The organism is Streptomyces roseifaciens (genome assembly GCF_001445655.1).
Classification (GTDB): domain Bacteria; phylum Actinomycetota; class Actinomycetes; order Streptomycetales; family Streptomycetaceae; genus Streptomyces; species Streptomyces aureoversilis.
Genome location: NZ_LNBE01000002.1, coordinates 961,148 through 975,387, shown reverse-complemented (window position 1 = coordinate 975,387; position 14,240 = coordinate 961,148). Strand labels below are relative to the sequence as shown.

Sequence of the window (14,240 nt, the reverse complement as noted above, 5' to 3'; positions counted from 1 at the left end):
CGGTATGTGTGCCGGGCTCGGCGCTCCCCAGCAGGCCGGCATTGCGTTGCGTACTGTACGGATCAGGTCGGCATGATGTCCTCGCCAGTCAGGCCGCCGGTCTGCGGTAGCAAATCAGGGCAGCGGCGATTCCGGCGAAGACAGCCCGGCCGGTGGGTCGTCTGCTCAGTCCGCGCAGTGGGCGTATCGAAGTCATGCCCACGCCCCACGTAACCTCTTCCTGTGCCTGCACCCCATCTGCATCGCGTCGCCGTCCTCGTGCTCGAGGGTGCGAAGCCGCTCGATGTCGGAATTCCCGCGCAGGTTTTCACGACCCGCGCGAGCATGCCGTACGAGGTGCGGGTGTGCGGGGCGACACCCGGTCCCGTGACCGGCGGCGACGGCCTCGCGTACTACGTCGCCCACGGCCTCGACGCGCTTGCGTGGGCCGACATCGTCTTCGTCCCCGGCTACCGGTTCCCGGACCGCGACGACCCGCCGCAGGCCGTCGTCGACGCACTGATCGCCGCCCATGACCGGGGCGCGCGGCTCGCCGCCATCTCGACGGGTGCCTTCGCGCTCGCCGCCACGGGCCTGCTCGACGGCAGGCGCGCCACGACGCACTGGCACTACACGCGGGCACTCGAGGCCAGGCATCCGCTCGTCCAGGTCGACGAGAACGTGTTGTTCGTCGACGAGGGCAGCGTGCTCACCTCGGCCGGCGCCGCCTCCGGCATCGACCTGTGCCTGCACATCCTGCGCGGCGACCTCGGAGTGGCCGCGTCCAACCACGCGGCCCGGCGTCTGGTTGCGGCCCCCTACCGCAGCGGCGGCCAGGCCCAGTACGTGCCGCGCAGCGTCCCCGAGCCGCTCGGCGAGCGGTTCGCCGCCACCCGCGAGTGGGCGCTGCACCGGCTCGGCGAGCCCCTCACCCTCGACATACTGGCGCGGGAGGCGGGGGTCTCGCCGCGCACGTTCTCCCGGCGCTTCGTCGAGGAGACCGGCTACACGCCGATGCAGTGGGTGATGCGCGCCCGCATCGACCTGGCCCGCGAACTGCTCGAGCGCTCGCAGCGCAGCGTCGAACAGATCGCCGCCGACATCGGGCTCGGCACCGGCGCGAACCTGCGCCTGCACTTCCAGCGCATCCTCGGCACCACACCGAGCGAGTACCGGCGCACCTTCACCCGAGGCGAGTAACCCGCCCGGCACCACGTGGCGGGATCCTTTTGAACCGTGGCGATACCGCCACTGTCAGCGGCACCGGCCGCGAACGAGCATGGTGGCGAAGGGAAGGGACATCACTCATGACTCGCATCGCCATCAACGGATTCGGCCGCATCGGACGCAACGTGCTGCGCGCACTGCTGGAGCGCGACAGCGCCCTCGAGATCGTCGCCGTCAACGACCTGACGGAGCCCGCCACTCTCGCCCGGCTGCTCGCCTACGACAGCACGGCCGGCCGGCTGGGGCGCCCGGTGACCGTCGACGGGGACACCCTCGTCGTTGACGGCCGTCGGATCACGGTGTTGGCCGAGCGCGAACCGGCGCAGCTGCCGTGGGCCGAACTCGGCGTCGACATCGTCCTGGAAGCCACCGGCCGCTTCACCTCGGCGAAGGCCGCCCGGGCCCACCTCGACGCGGGCGCGAAGAAGGTACTCGTCAGCGCGCCGTCGGACGGCGCCGACGTCACGCTCGCGTTCGGGGTCAACACCGACGCGTACGACCCGGCCGTGCACACGATCGTCTCGAACGCCTCGTGCACGACCAACGCGCTCGCCCCGCTGGCCAAGGTGCTCGACGATCTTGCCGGTATCGAGCACGGCTTCATGACGACGGTGCACGCCTACACGCAGGAGCAGAACCTGCAGGACGGTCCGCACCGCGACGCCCGTCGCGCCCGCGCCGCCGGCGTCAACATCGTGCCGACCACGACCGGCGCCGCCAAGGCGATCGGCCTGGTGCTGCCGAACCTCGACGGCAAGCTGTCGGGCGACTCGATCCGCGTACCGGTGCCGGTGGGCTCGATCGTCGAACTCAACACGACCGTCGCCCGCGACGTGACGCGCGACGACGTGCTGGCGGCGTACCGTGCCGCAGCGGAGGGGCCGCTCGCCGGCATCCTCGAGTACTCGGACGACCCGCTCGTGTCGTCCGACATCACGGGCAATCCCGCCTCGGCGATCTTCGACTCGGCCCTCGCCCGCGTCGACGGCCGCCACGTCAAGGTGGTCGCGTGGTACGACAACGAGTGGGGCTTCTCGAACCGCGTGATCGACACGCTCGAGCTCCTCGCCACGCGCTGACCGGACGTCGGGTGGTGGCCCGGGGCCTCCTCGGGCCGTCCCTGAACCTCGCCCGGCCGGCCCGGTCCACCAGCGCCTCGGCGCGCCGCGTCAACGGCGTCGAGAGCGTCGAGGGCGTCGAGGGCGTCGAGGGCGTCGAGGGGCAACGGGAGCCGGTAGCCGTCGCCGAGCGGGTGCAGCACGGGCGCGCCCGGGCGTGGTGCAGCACCTTGCGCAGCCGGGGCGTACGTGCGGATCGTGGCCCGACGGCCGCCCTGGGCGGCTCGTCCCCCGGGGCGCTTCCACCAAGGCCGCCGCCGTGACGGTCGCCGGCGCGCAGCAGCAGGACGGCGAGCGCCGCCTGCTGCTGTCGGCTGCTGTCAGCTGTTGTCGGCTGCCCAGCGGCAGGCGGCGTCCCCGTCCCGGACGGGCACCGGTCCGGACATGGGCGCACAACGGAACGGACCGGGGGTGCGGTGGGTCAGCCGACGAAGCCCTGCGCCCACCAGTAGGTGCCGTTCGCGTCGATCGTCACGCCGACGCCGGTGTACTTGTGCTGGTCGCCCAGGATGTTCGCCTCGTGCGGCGGATGCTTGATCCAGGCGTCGACCACCGACCGGGCGTCCTTCCAGAAGCCGCGGGCGCCCGCAGCGTTCTCGGCGACCTCGCTGAACGGGCGCGGATAGCCGTACTTGCGGAGCGAGCCCATCAGGTCGACGTAGTGGCCCTGCTGCTGCCGACGGGCCTGCTCGTCGGCCTCGTCCTGGGCGGCGCGCTCGACGACGGGGTCGTATTCCAGGCGAGCTTTGCCGTGCTGCGCGCGGTAGTCGTTGACGAGGTCGAAGACCTGGCGCTGCAGCGACTTGGAGTCCGGATTCGGGTTCGGGTTCTGGCCGCCGTCGGAGAACTTCCAGACCTGGGACGCGGTGTAGTTGCAGCTGTAGAGCTGGACCGGGGTGCCGTCATTGGTGTTGCCGCCGCGCACGTCCAGGCACTTGTTGGACTGCGGGTTGACCAGGACGTCACCCTGGTAGCGCACCCACTTCTGAGCACCCGAGCCGTTGCAGTCCCACAACTGGACGGGGGTCCCGTCGGCGGTGCCGCTGGACGCGACGTCCAGGCACTTGCCGAACGCGGTCATCGTGGCGCCGATCTCACCGGGTTGCTCGACGTACATCCACCGCTGGGACTCCGTGCCGTTGCAGCCGTAGAGCTGGACCGGGGTGCCGTTGTCACGGACACCGCCGCGGACGTCCAGGCACTTGCCGGCGAGCCCGACGAGCGGACCGGCCTGCGCGGCCGCCTGCGCCGGTGCCGGCAGAGCGGTGACGCCTATTGCGGCCAGGGCGAGGGTGCCCCATATGTGGGACGTCTTGAGCAACTTGATGGGCGACTTCTTGGTCGACGTCTGCATGGGTCCCGTTTCCTCATTCCTCGAGTGACCCCGGGACGCGATGCGCCCGGGGTGTTTGCCTCGAGGAGGCTAGGAACCGGCGATCAACAAAGGATCGACGCCCATTTGGCGGGCCGTTGAGCCGATCAGAGTGGAATGCCCCAGCCGATGATCAGCGGCCGCCCGTGCTCGGCGCCGAGGAGGACCAGGGCGCCGACGCCCAGCCGGCAGAGGGCACCGCCCGCCGCCGGCCAGCCCCAAAGGGGGCAGGCTGTCAGGGCGCGCAGGACATGGCCGAAGAGGGCAACATCGCCGCCGGTGTCGCGCAGCGCAGCGTCCGCGCGGGCAAGAACGACCTCGCAGTCCCTCCACCGACGTCTACGCCTCCCGCACCGCCTCGACGACGCTGCGGACCGCGTCCTCCCTGGCCACCCGTGCACCTCCGTCGAGATGATGGGGAAGGCCATCGTCTTCGCACCCAGTTCGCCGACGGCTCGGAGCAACTCTCGGCGGCAAGGACGCCAGCAGGCCCGAGCGACCCTCTTCCACGCTCCACACCGGGTCCACGATATGGATGCCTCAGAGCGGTCATATACGACCGGCTACCTCTTCCTGCCGCAGCGGGCGGGCGCGCCCGCCGGTGGCAGTCGAAGGTAGGTCTGCAGGTCCTGGCCAGTGGTGAAGGAACAGAACGGATCGCGCGAATACGACAGCGTCATGCGGGCTCGGACGAGATCGCAGAAGGCGAACGGCTCAGCAATCTCGGTTGAGATCGGCCCAGCTATCAGAGACATTACGTCGTTAGGTCGGAGGCATGACGAGGACCCGAGTCGACCTCTACTTGGGCCCGCCTGCCTCTCCGCCTGGATCACCGCACAGTGACTGAACAGGAGTCCATCCGTGGCCAACACTTGGCAGACCGCCCCCGACGCTCGTGTCGAGGATCGAAGCAGGCAGGACCAACCGGATCACCCCGCGGCCTTCGACGACGCGGCGATACGCCAGGCCCGCAACTCCGCCGCGTTCTGGGCCGCAATCGGAAACTCCCGCGGCCACGAGGTGATCCGCCGGCGCAGCTTCCTCGCCGTGCTCGGCGACAAGCGCGCCGGGACACGCATCTTGCTGCAGGAACCCGACCTTGACGCGCACGAGCTCGCCGAGCTGACCGAGCTGGCCGGCCGATCGACCGGACCGGTGGATGCCGAGGATCCGTTCAGTTCCACCGACCTGAGTCACCTGGGCATGCGCAACTGGCAGATGCCGATCATGGTGCGCCCGCCCGGCCCCGTCCCCGCCCCCGCGATGGAGGTGATCCGAGTCCAGCGGACGCACGAGCTGCAGACTGCCGAGCAGATCCTGATCGAGGGCTTCGAGCTGACCAGATTCACCCCCTACCGTCCCGGCGAGATGTTCCCCACGGCACTCACCGAACAGCCAGGCGTGGACGTCTATCTCGCCGTCCTCGACGGCGAGGCGGTCGGAGCCGGTGTCACCGCCGTGCACGACGGGATCGGCAGCCACTACTGGGTCGGCACGTCGTCGGCGCACCGCTCCCGCGGCGCCGGGCGGGCCGTCATGCTCGGCTCGCTCGCGCCCATGGCGAACCTTCCGGTGACACTCACCGCCTCACGGCTCGGACGGCCGCTGTACGAGTCGCTGGGCTACACCGCCGTCACCTCGTCGACCTGGTGGGCCTCACAATGACCACCACCGAGGCGTGACTTAGCCCCCCGGCCGGCCCAGACACCACTTGCAAGGACGGACATGGCCCCCGTCCCAGCGGGCGGGGCGCCGACCGGGCGCCGGGGCGCACAACGCCGCGCAGTCTGCGGCCCAGACCGATCGCCACCGCCGTCCGGCCGTACGACAGCGAGCACGCCTACCGCGTCGGCGCGGCCGGGCTCGGGCAACAGCAGCCCGGCCGACAAAGGGCCTGCCAGAGCGCCGGGGCCCGCGCAGGCGCGGACGGCCGTCTGCACGAGCACGGCGCCCACGCCACAATCTCGTCCCCGACGCCCACGCCGTTCATGAGGACCACCGCCTGGCCGCCAAGATCCTGGGCCTGCGCCAGACGGCGATCCACCACGGCGCCTTCGCCCGCCGCGTCCCCGGCATCCTCACCGCACGCGGCCTGCTCGACGTCCAGGTCGATCCCCACACCCTGGTCATCAACAACACGCACGTCGACAACGCGATCGAGAACGGCCAGTTCCTGTACTCCGTCACCTACTTCCTCACCTCCACCACCGTGCCGACTATCCGGAGCTGACGGGTGAGCAGAGCCGGAGCAGGGCCTGGAGTGCTTCCGTGATGCTGTCGACGGTCCGGCCGGGTTGCGGCATGAAAGCGGGCCAGGTGCGTCCGTGCCGGATCCAGATGGTGTACAGCCCGGCGCGCCCTGGCGCCGATGACGTCGGCATCGGGGAATCCCCACACATCCAGACTGCGGTCAGGTCGCTGCCGCAGAGTTCGGCGGCCAAGGCGAAGATCCCGGGATCGGGCTTGCGGACATCCACTTCCTCGGAGATGCACCAGCCGTAGAGGTACCGGACAAGTCCGGTGTGTTCCAGCACGGCGCCCTGGGTGAGCGTCAGACCGTTGGTGACGACCCCGACCCGCCACCCGGATTCGCGGAGCCCTGTGATCTGGTCGAGAACGTGCTGGGGGCAATCGTCGGCCTCGACGATCCACTCGACGGCCGTCGTGCCTAGTCCCCATTCGCGGGTGAATTCTTCGACCCAGTGCCGCAGGCCCCGCCGTACGGTCCACGAGGGTGTTGTCGAGGTCGAAGGGCACCAACGGCGGTTTGCACTTCGGTCCGGTGACGGCCAATTGCGGGGGTCCCTCTGTCCCCTCGGTGCATGCACGAGAGGACGGTGTCGGCGGCATCGCCGCACTCCTGAGGAGTGTCCGACGGGTCGGTCCACGCCCACCGGACGCGGGTGGGACGGGTGAGGTGGGTATGCCCCCGCTTGTGGTCAAGTTCTGCCGGGTTACGGATCTGTCCCAGTCGGCGGCCGACGGTGTGCCCCAGCGCGAAGCGGCGCGGCACACCGTGTTCGGGCCCTGTTTCCCGCCCTGGAAGACGGCAGGGACAGGCTGCGCGAGGGACAAGTACAGGGCGGCGCTTACCCGGTGGGGGTGCGCGGGTCTCACGCTCACGGCCTGCCAGAGCGACGATGACGGCAAGGGGCAAAGCGCTCCGTCGTCCCCGCCTTCCGTGTCTTCCTCGGGCGGTGGCCCGGGCGCCGACGGCTCGGGTGCGGATGGTTCGGATCAGGGCGGTGGAAAGGACTCCGACGGAAAGACCCCCGCTGGAAAGGACTCGGCGAGCTCCGGTGGCCAAGGCGCGGCCGTCGGGACCGGCTCCAAGGAGAGCGGCAAGGCCGCCAAATGCCGCACCGATGAGCTGCAGGTCACGGCGAAGGACGGCACCATCGACGGTGATCCCGACGGCACCGTCGTGGTGGAGCTGAAGAACCGCAGCGGCCGCAGCTGCGCGATCTCCGGGTACGCGGGTGTCGATCTGACGACCAACGCGGGGTCGCTGTCCGCGAAGCACACTGGTGAGCAGGCCCCCTCGACCGTCCTCAAGGCCGGGCAGTCGACGTTCTTCGGCATCAACTATCCGTTCAACAAGTCGGGTGGCTCCGGCGTCCGTGTCACGGGGCTGCTGGTGACCCCGCCGAGCGAGACGAAGACGGTCCCCCTTCCTTGGCCGGGCGGGCGCCGCCACGTTGCCCGTCACGGACGGCTCCGGCTCCCCGGTGAAGGTCGGCCCGATCGGAAGCGCCGGTCAGGGCGGCTGATCCGCATGTCTTGAGGATGGCGTCACGTAATCCCTCGGACGCACCTCAGCTGACTTCCATTCCCCCATCTGGGTACCAACCCCCTGAAGCGCACTACTTCGCCGAGAACCTCGCGCGCGGCCAGGTCTCACATCTCGGCTGCGATCCGGGCTCCGTGAGACCCCCTCCGGCCGCCTCGCCGACGCCCTAACCCCGGCGGCCATACTGCTCGAGTCGGTCCCACAACAGGACCTGGGTGACGAGCTGCTGCTCCTGCGCCAGCTACTCGACACGGTGGCGCCGCCGGTGTAGTCCGTGCGCTCCTTCACGCCTCATTCTGCATGCGGCCTTGATTGAGTCGTCTTCCTCCGCGGCGGATCACCCCGCCAGGACACCGCGCCGGGTCCAGCCGACGGGCCCTCCTTGCAAGTGGAGACGGGCCTGCGGCCAGGGAGCAGGTGGTGACCGATCCGGCCGGGCGGCTGCTGTGGATCTCGCCCGTGTTCCCCGGCCGAGCCCACGACCTCACGGCAGCACGCACCCACCAGATCATCCGAATCTGCGAGCCCCAGAGCACCCCGGTACTCGCCGACCGCACCTGCCTGAGCTCCGAACCGTGGGTAACAGCGCCGGTCAAGCGACCGCCAGGCGGCGGCTTGATGCCCGGCCAACGGAGGAGGCCGACCTTGGGAGCGAGCCGTGACCCCGGACGCGGTGGGAGTTCACCCCGGTGCCCGTGTGGACGGGTGGTCCGTCCGGTGCGGTGTGATCATGAGGTGTATGAGCCCTCGTCTGTCGCGCCGTACCGGGATCATCGCCGTCTCCGTGGTGGTCGTCGGCGCCCTGGTGGCAGCGCTGATCGTCGTGCTGGCCGGCGGTGACAGCGAGGAGCGGGCGAAGGACCGGCCGACAGCTTGGAACATGCTGCTCCGGCGGAGCACCAACGAGGGGGTCACCAAGCAGCTCGCGCTGGACGCGTACGCCACCATGATCGGGCCCATTCCCGGGGGGCGAGCCGTCGAGGCCCCGGATCTGGGCACTACGTCCAGTTCGCCCGCCGTGCGCTGGCTGGGCGGCTACTGGGCCGATCTGTCCAGCGCTCAACGCGCCACCGTACGCACCCAGGTGTTCGGAGCCGGCAACGGCGCGGCGGGATCGGCCCGGGGTAGGGCGGCGGGTCCGGTGGCAGCGCCACCCGACCCGCTCAGGCCGGAACTCGTTCGACTGGTCAACAGAGTGGCCGCGGGCATGGCCGCGCGCTACAGCGACGACACCTACACGCTGAAATTCCTGCCTCTGACCGTGTCCACGTCCGACGACGTCTACACGAGGGTTCCGGATGCCTGGGCGACCGCTTCGGCCTCCAGGGACACCGACGAGGGTGAAGATCTAACCGCGTCAGCGGATGCGGAGAGCTGCAAGATCAAGTTCTGGAGACCTTTTCTGGAACGGTACCGGAGTCTCCCCCGGCCCCGTCAGGATAAGCAGATCCTCACCGCTGTCGCGCACGAGCTCTATCACTGCCATCAGTACTTGGTTGCCGGAGCCGATCGAGACCGGCAGAGCTGGATCAGCGAGGGTTCTGCCACTTGGGCTGCGCTGAAGTACGCGTACGGCGAGGCGGCCGAGACCGAGGGCAGCGGCTGGTGGGAAGCGTACTTCGATCCCATGCCTCCCAAGGAATCAAAATTGCTGTTCAAGAGGTCCTACGACGCGTTGGGCTTCTATGCGCAGATGGAGGAAACTCTCGGGTTCGCGCCGTGGCCGCGGATCGACCAGATGCTCAAGCTGTCGAACATTCCGGCGTTCCGGGCGGCAAGCCAGGTCACGACCGAGACGTTTCTTGCCGACTGGGCACGAGGATTTGTTGGCGATCGCCGGGCCGGCCCCGAATGGGAAACCATCGGGCCGGCGCGTGGATCGTACCGACCGCCGCCGCCCAGGATGCGCGCTCTGGGGCAGCGCATGAGCACCAGGATCCGTAACCCCGAGGTGGTCACGGCACGCTTCCGGCTCGGCTCCTCTGCCGAGGCAGTCCGCGTCAAGGTCAAGGGATACGGAGGCCTGCTCTGGCGCGGCTCGAGCAAGCCGACACCAGAACTTGTGGAAGCGCCGCAGGAGAAAACGCTCTGGTACTGCCTGCAGCCGGAACAGTGCTCCTGCACGGCGACCGGTCGACCGGACGCCAAGGAACTCACGGTCGCCCTCACCGGCGGCCTGGACAGCAGTCACTTCAAGGCGGAGGCAACGACGGGTGCGGAACTGTGCGAGCAGGGCGGTGCAATCGGCGGCACGTACGAAGGTCCGCTGCCGGACACACGCATCCACGTGCGCGTGGCGGACGCAGGCGATGGCGCGTACACCGTCACCATGACGAATTTCAGCAGCCACGGCCGCAGCGCTCAGGGCTGCCAGCAGGACTACGGTCCCCCCACCGACCCCGCCGAAGCCCGCGTACGCCCGGAGGGAAGCAAATTCCACGGCACGGCGATCTCCGTCAACGTCCACGGCAAGAGATGCTTCTACCAAGCACACGAAGTCGTCCTCGAAGTCGTTGACAGCAACACCGTCAAACTGTGCGACCCGGCTCTCGGGCCCACGTGCCCGTCCTACCGGCGCACCGGGCCCGATGCGACACCCACCCCCTGACAGCCGCGCACCTACTGCACCTTTCCTGGACATCACCTGCTCTCCGCACGGGGGACACAGCGATGAAGGGGCCGCACCGGGGCCTGGGGCCTTCGGTGCGGCGCAGGCCATCGCCGGGTGTACGGCTGCCCACTACGGGCTCGTGCCGGGCCCAAGGGGGTGGGGAAGGCGCCGTACAGCGTCGACCAGCTGGAGACCGTACGGGGTGAGGGTCTTGCCGTCGGCGGTGGTGAGTGACCGGGACGCTGCGAGCCAGGCGAGGACGCTGCCGGGCTGAAGTACGGTGCCAGGCCGGGGCATGCATGCCACGAGGCAGTCGTCGGGGCCGCATTCCAGGAGGCCGGGGCCGTCGTGCCGGCGTGTGAGGTTCTCGTTGCCGTCCAACCGGTAGATGCCGCCGGCGGGGACGGTGCTCACTTCGATCGCGGGTCCGGTATGCCGGATGACCAAGTGGGCGGCTTCCGCGGGGCGGCAGTCCGGCGTTGCGTGCACGTCCTGGCCGTGCTGAGCAAGAAAGTGCCGCAGCATCGTGGGTACGGTACCGTCCGCCAGTTCGAGTTCGCCCAGAAGCCAGGTGGAGCCCTGCAGACGGCAGTTGATCTCCAGTGCGGTCACGGCGTCGTCGCGGACCATGAAGTCGGCCCCGAAGGTCCCCCGGTAGCCCAGGGCGTGCAGCCCGTGTCCGATTCTGTCCATGGCTTTGCGGCACTCGGTGAGTACCGCTGCCGGCAGCAGCCGCACGGCGTGGAAGTCGTTGCCGCTGTACTGCCCGAAGACCGACCCCGCGCCGTCGACGCAGGTGATCTGTACGGAGGGCCGCAGGGTCTGAGGGGCGCCGTCGTTGGGGACGAAGCCGTGGACGTTCACTCCGATGCCGCCCACGTACTCGCTGACCAGTAGGCGTGGGCTCGGGGGCACGGCGCGGGCCGAGATCTCGTCGGTGACCAGATAGGTCCCGTAGCCGGCCTTGCCGCGGGGGCGCTGCACGACGAACACCGGGCCGATACGGGCCCGGAGCCGGGGGTAGTCGAGTTCGCCGCTGACCACAGTGCTGGTGGGCACGGGAACACCGAGGTGGCGGAACCACCGACGCATGGCAATCTTGTCCGTCAGTACCGCCGAGTCGGCGAGCCCGGGTAGGTGCAGGCGCATGCCGATGCGCTCCAGTACCTGGGGCCACGGGGGCGGGCACTCCTCGAACGACACCACCCTCAGCCGCCTGCCATGCCGATGTCTGACGCCGAAGTCCGAAAGCAGCGGCATCAGGTCGGAGGCACGCTCCACACGGGTGCGGGACCTCGAAGGCTCCCGGGTCCGTGTGTGTTTCTCCAGCGAGAACATCTCCACGTTGAAGTGTTCGGACCAGCCGGCGTCCGCCGCCTCGTCGGTGATGAGCGCCGAGAGGCAGCCCAGCCGCAGCAGCGGCAGAAGGCTGAGCGCACGGGGGCCGTACCCAAGACAGGGCACGGCACGCAGCAGGCGCTGGGCTTCCTTGATCACTTTGTCGGTCACGGAGTCTATAGATGCACAGGCCTCGGCCCTTTGAGCGGAGCCGTTCAGGTGAACATGACGGCGGTCCTCGCCTGGCCGCGCACGCCTTGGTCTTGGCGTCGAGAGTGTGGCCGTGCCCCGCCTGTGGCCATGAACGAAGGCCCGGGGCCACGCGAACGGCGTGGGCGTAGCGCGGGCGGCGAGAATGATGTCCGGCAGGTGGTACTCGTGGGCCTCGCGGAGCACCACGGCCTGGCCGTCGTCTCCGGCTGGGTTCACCGGCGACGTCGCCGTGGCGGTGGCGCCGGTGTCGGCTCTCATGCGGCAATTCAGTGGACGAGCATCTGGCCTGCACTCTGAAGCACCATGATTCCGTACAGCCACACGTCGGCGTCTCATGCAGGGCTTCAGTGCGCAGAGGTGTGCTTGGCTACTGTGCCAACAGCAGTCCAGCGGGTGGGGCGCACACCTATTGAAACGCGCCGACCGTTGCCTCCTCCGCCCCCGTGAAGGTGCAACCCGGGGGCCACCGCTCATGTCTCACCCCCTGAGAAATGCTCGACATCCCAGTCACGAGGAGGGGAACGACGTGACATCAGCCGTCCAGTTCACCCCGTACCTGGTCCGTCAGACCCGTCAATGGTGCCTCTGCCGTGGCTGACGGACCGCTCGCGGCTCTCTACCTCGCCCTTTGGGCGTCTCGTGGTGGCGGGCGAACCCAGCGAGACCAAATAGACGCGATGCTCGTGCCCCTCACCGATCTGGTGATGAGCCGGCTTGGTCGACACGCTCTGACCGCGCTGCTGCGTGATCCGTATGACGAGGGGGTACGGCACCGACTGGCCTACGGGATTGAGCAGGCGGCTCAGCATGACAGCGGCTTCGCTCATCATCTCCATGCCATGCTGAGGCGCCTTACCCGAGCAGGAGGAGAAGGGGCCCTTGCTGCCCTTAACTATCAGCCGATCCAGAGCAGCTACGGCAATCCCAGTCGAATGTCGGGCTGCTCCACGGGAGCTTGGATCGCGCTGATCGCATTGGCGGTGGCCGCTGCCCTGGTTTACTTCAGGTTGAAGTGACTGACAAGAACCATCCTGTGCCGAATGCGTTCAGACGGCACCCTTTCCGGCCATCAAGGCGACCGCGATATCCCGGAGTTCAGCCACCACCTCCAACGCCTTCTTCTTATCCCAATGCGGTCCACCGCCGGATTCCGGTGCGTCGTGGAGGACGCTGGACAGTGTGTTGAGCGGACAGCTCACGGATTCCTCATCCGGTACAGGCACGTTCACCCCTCCAAGAATTCCGGACATGGGCTGCTTCCTTTCTGGGTCTCTTCGCTCGCTGCGGGATACCGGAATACCGGACCTTTACCCGGGAGATCACGGGCGTACGAGAACTTTCAGGGCCTCTCGCGTCGACATGGCTCGGTAGCCGTCGGGCACCTCGTCGAGGCTCGTGGTGCGGTCGAAGACGCGGCCCGGCTCGATCTTGCCGTCGAGGATGTCGGGCATGAGCCTTTCGATGTAAGCGCGGGCAGGAGAGGCGCCACCCGTCAGGGTGACGTTGCGGAGCACCATGGCGCGTCCAACGGGTCCTTCCTCGTACCGGGGGACGCCCAGTCTGCTGACGACTCCGCCGTCAGTGACGACGTCGAGGGCGGTTTCCAGCGCCTGCCGGGAGCCCACGGCCTCGATGACCTTGTCGGTGCCGTCTCCGCCGGTCAGCTCCCGGATCCTCGCGACGCCCTCCTCGCCGCGCTCGGCGACGACATCGGTGGCACCGAACGCGAGCCCCAGGTCCGTACGGCTCGCGTGGCGGCCCATGAGGACGATCCGTTCCGCACCGAGCCGCGCGGCGGCGATGACGGCGCACAATCCGACGGCCCCGTCCCCGATGACGGTGACGCTGTCGCCCGGCGCGACGCGGGCAGTCACCGCTCCGTGGTACCCCGTGGTGAGAACGTCCGAGAGGGTCAGCAGCGAGGGCAGCAGTGGTGAGTCCTCCCCGACCGGGAGCTTGACCAGCGTGCCTCCGGCCAGGGGGACACGAACGGCTTCGCCTTGGCCGCCATCGATGCCGTTGAGGCCGTACAGGCCGACGCTCCGGCAGGAGGTATGGAGATCCTTGCGGCAGAAGTCGCAGGTGTTGTCGCTGAACGTGAAAGGGGTGACCACGAGGTCGCCGGCCTTCAGTCCTGCTGTCCGGGAACCCACCTCCTCGACGACGCCGAGGAACTCATGTCCCATGGGCTTGCCCTGCCCGGAGGCGGGCATGGTGGCGTAGGGCCACAGATCGCTGCCACAGACGGAGGAGAGCACCACGCGCACGATCGCATCGGTGGGCCGGCGGATCCTCGGGTCAGGACGCTCCTCCACGCGTACGTCGCCCGCTCCGTACATCACGACCGCGCGCATAGTCTCCTGATCTCCCTTTCACTGGTCGAATCTTTCGCCGGCCGAACTTTCGCTGGTCGAACCGGCCGCTCGAAAGGTTGGCATCCAGACGCTTCCTGGTCACGGATTTCACGAACAGAGGGACACCTACGGGAAATCGCGTTCGAGTCCGGGTGTCAACTGCCGCCTCGTCTGAGCTCTTTCCAGGCGACCACGCAGCGATCACAGTCATACTAGCGGCGACGACCAAGCAGCTTCA

13 protein-coding genes and 1 pseudogene are annotated in these 14,240 nt (G+C 68.8%); 9 read left to right on the top strand and 5 right to left on the bottom strand.

What is annotated here, in order from left to right:
- Positions 1 to 222 precede the first annotated feature (222 nt).
- The 3 genes from AS857_RS05680 to AS857_RS05670 all read left to right on the top strand — a co-directional run bounded on the left by AS857_RS05680 (position 223) and on the right by AS857_RS05670 (position 2,587).
- Complete coding sequence (locus AS857_RS05680; protein WP_058041980.1) at positions 223 to 1,179, top strand: GlxA family transcriptional regulator; 957 nt, start codon at positions 223 to 225, stop codon at positions 1,177 to 1,179.
- Positions 1,180 to 1,286: 107 nt separating this feature from the next.
- On the top strand, positions 1,287 to 2,285 hold the full coding sequence (gap, locus tag AS857_RS05675; RefSeq protein ID WP_058041979.1) for a type I glyceraldehyde-3-phosphate dehydrogenase: 999 nt from the start codon (positions 1,287 to 1,289) through the stop codon (positions 2,283 to 2,285).
- Between the two features lie 14 nt (positions 2,286 to 2,299).
- Positions 2,300 to 2,587: a hypothetical protein gene (locus AS857_RS05670; protein WP_144440732.1), complete on the top strand. Its 288-nt coding sequence runs from the start codon at positions 2,300 to 2,302 to the stop codon at positions 2,585 to 2,587.
- 158 nt (positions 2,588 to 2,745) lie between these two features.
- On the opposite strand, the gene AS857_RS38590 is transcribed toward AS857_RS05670, so the two are convergent.
- Entirely contained in the window at positions 2,746 to 3,678 is a 933-nt protein-coding gene (locus AS857_RS38590; RefSeq protein WP_058041977.1) for a CAP domain-containing protein, read from the bottom strand.
- 879 nt (positions 3,679 to 4,557) lie between these two features.
- Here AS857_RS38590 and AS857_RS05655 point away from each other — a divergent pair.
- The gene (locus AS857_RS05655; RefSeq protein WP_245699595.1) at positions 4,558 to 5,361 is read left to right on the top strand and encodes a GNAT family N-acetyltransferase; all 804 of its coding nucleotides are present in this window, start codon (positions 4,558 to 4,560) and stop codon (positions 5,359 to 5,361) included.
- Positions 5,362 to 5,407: 46 nt separating this feature from the next.
- The gene (locus AS857_RS40585; RefSeq protein WP_216823948.1) at positions 5,408 to 5,926 is read left to right on the top strand and encodes a hypothetical protein; all 519 of its coding nucleotides are present in this window, start codon (positions 5,408 to 5,410) and stop codon (positions 5,924 to 5,926) included.
- Here AS857_RS40585 and AS857_RS37245 read toward each other — a convergent pair.
- Positions 5,913 to 6,524: an HAD family hydrolase gene (locus AS857_RS37245; protein ID WP_160330188.1), complete on the bottom strand. Its 612-nt coding sequence runs from the start codon at positions 6,522 to 6,524 to the stop codon at positions 5,913 to 5,915. The two genes, AS857_RS40585 and AS857_RS37245, sit on opposite strands and share 14 nt — an antisense overlap.
- Before the next feature lie 278 nt (positions 6,525 to 6,802).
- Here AS857_RS37245 and AS857_RS05640 point away from each other — a divergent pair.
- The 3 genes and pseudogenes from AS857_RS05640 to AS857_RS05635 all read left to right on the top strand — a co-directional run.
- A pseudogene (locus AS857_RS05640) lies at positions 6,803 to 7,466 on the top strand (DUF4232 domain-containing protein); the annotation flags it as partial.
- Between the two features lie 437 nt (positions 7,467 to 7,903).
- Positions 7,904 to 8,326 (top strand): transposase family protein, encoded by a 423-nt coding sequence (locus AS857_RS42285; RefSeq protein ID WP_420823910.1) that lies wholly within the window; start codon positions 7,904 to 7,906, stop codon positions 8,324 to 8,326.
- Entirely contained in the window at positions 8,226 to 10,094 is a 1,869-nt protein-coding gene (locus tag AS857_RS05635; protein ID WP_058041973.1) for a hypothetical protein, read from the top strand. The genes AS857_RS42285 and AS857_RS05635 overlap by 101 nt, the downstream gene beginning before the upstream one ends.
- A gap of 132 nt (positions 10,095 to 10,226) precedes the next feature.
- Here the strand turns inward: AS857_RS05635 and AS857_RS05630 are convergent, their stop codons facing one another.
- Positions 10,227 to 11,606 carry an ATP-grasp domain-containing protein gene (locus tag AS857_RS05630; protein ID WP_058041972.1) on the bottom strand — a complete coding sequence of 460 codons (1,380 nt, stop codon included), beginning with the start codon at positions 11,604 to 11,606 and terminating at the stop codon, positions 10,227 to 10,229.
- Positions 11,607 to 12,325: 719 nt separating this feature from the next.
- On the opposite strand from AS857_RS05630, the gene AS857_RS39450 reads away from it, so the two are divergent.
- Entirely contained in the window at positions 12,326 to 12,664 is a 339-nt protein-coding gene (locus AS857_RS39450) for a hypothetical protein (RefSeq protein ID WP_144440731.1), read from the top strand.
- Between the two features lie 30 nt (positions 12,665 to 12,694).
- Here the strand turns inward: AS857_RS39450 and AS857_RS39445 are convergent, their stop codons facing one another.
- Together AS857_RS39445 and AS857_RS05620 are read right to left on the bottom strand one after the other, a co-directional pair.
- A complete protein-coding gene (locus AS857_RS39445) occupies positions 12,695 to 12,898 on the bottom strand; it encodes a hypothetical protein (RefSeq protein WP_144440730.1) in 204 nt (67 codons plus the stop codon).
- Positions 12,899 to 12,967: 69 nt separating this feature from the next.
- Positions 12,968 to 14,002 (bottom strand): zinc-binding dehydrogenase, encoded by a 1,035-nt coding sequence (locus AS857_RS05620; RefSeq protein ID WP_173864719.1) that lies wholly within the window; start codon positions 14,000 to 14,002, stop codon positions 12,968 to 12,970.
- Positions 14,003 to 14,240: the final 238 nt, after the last annotated feature.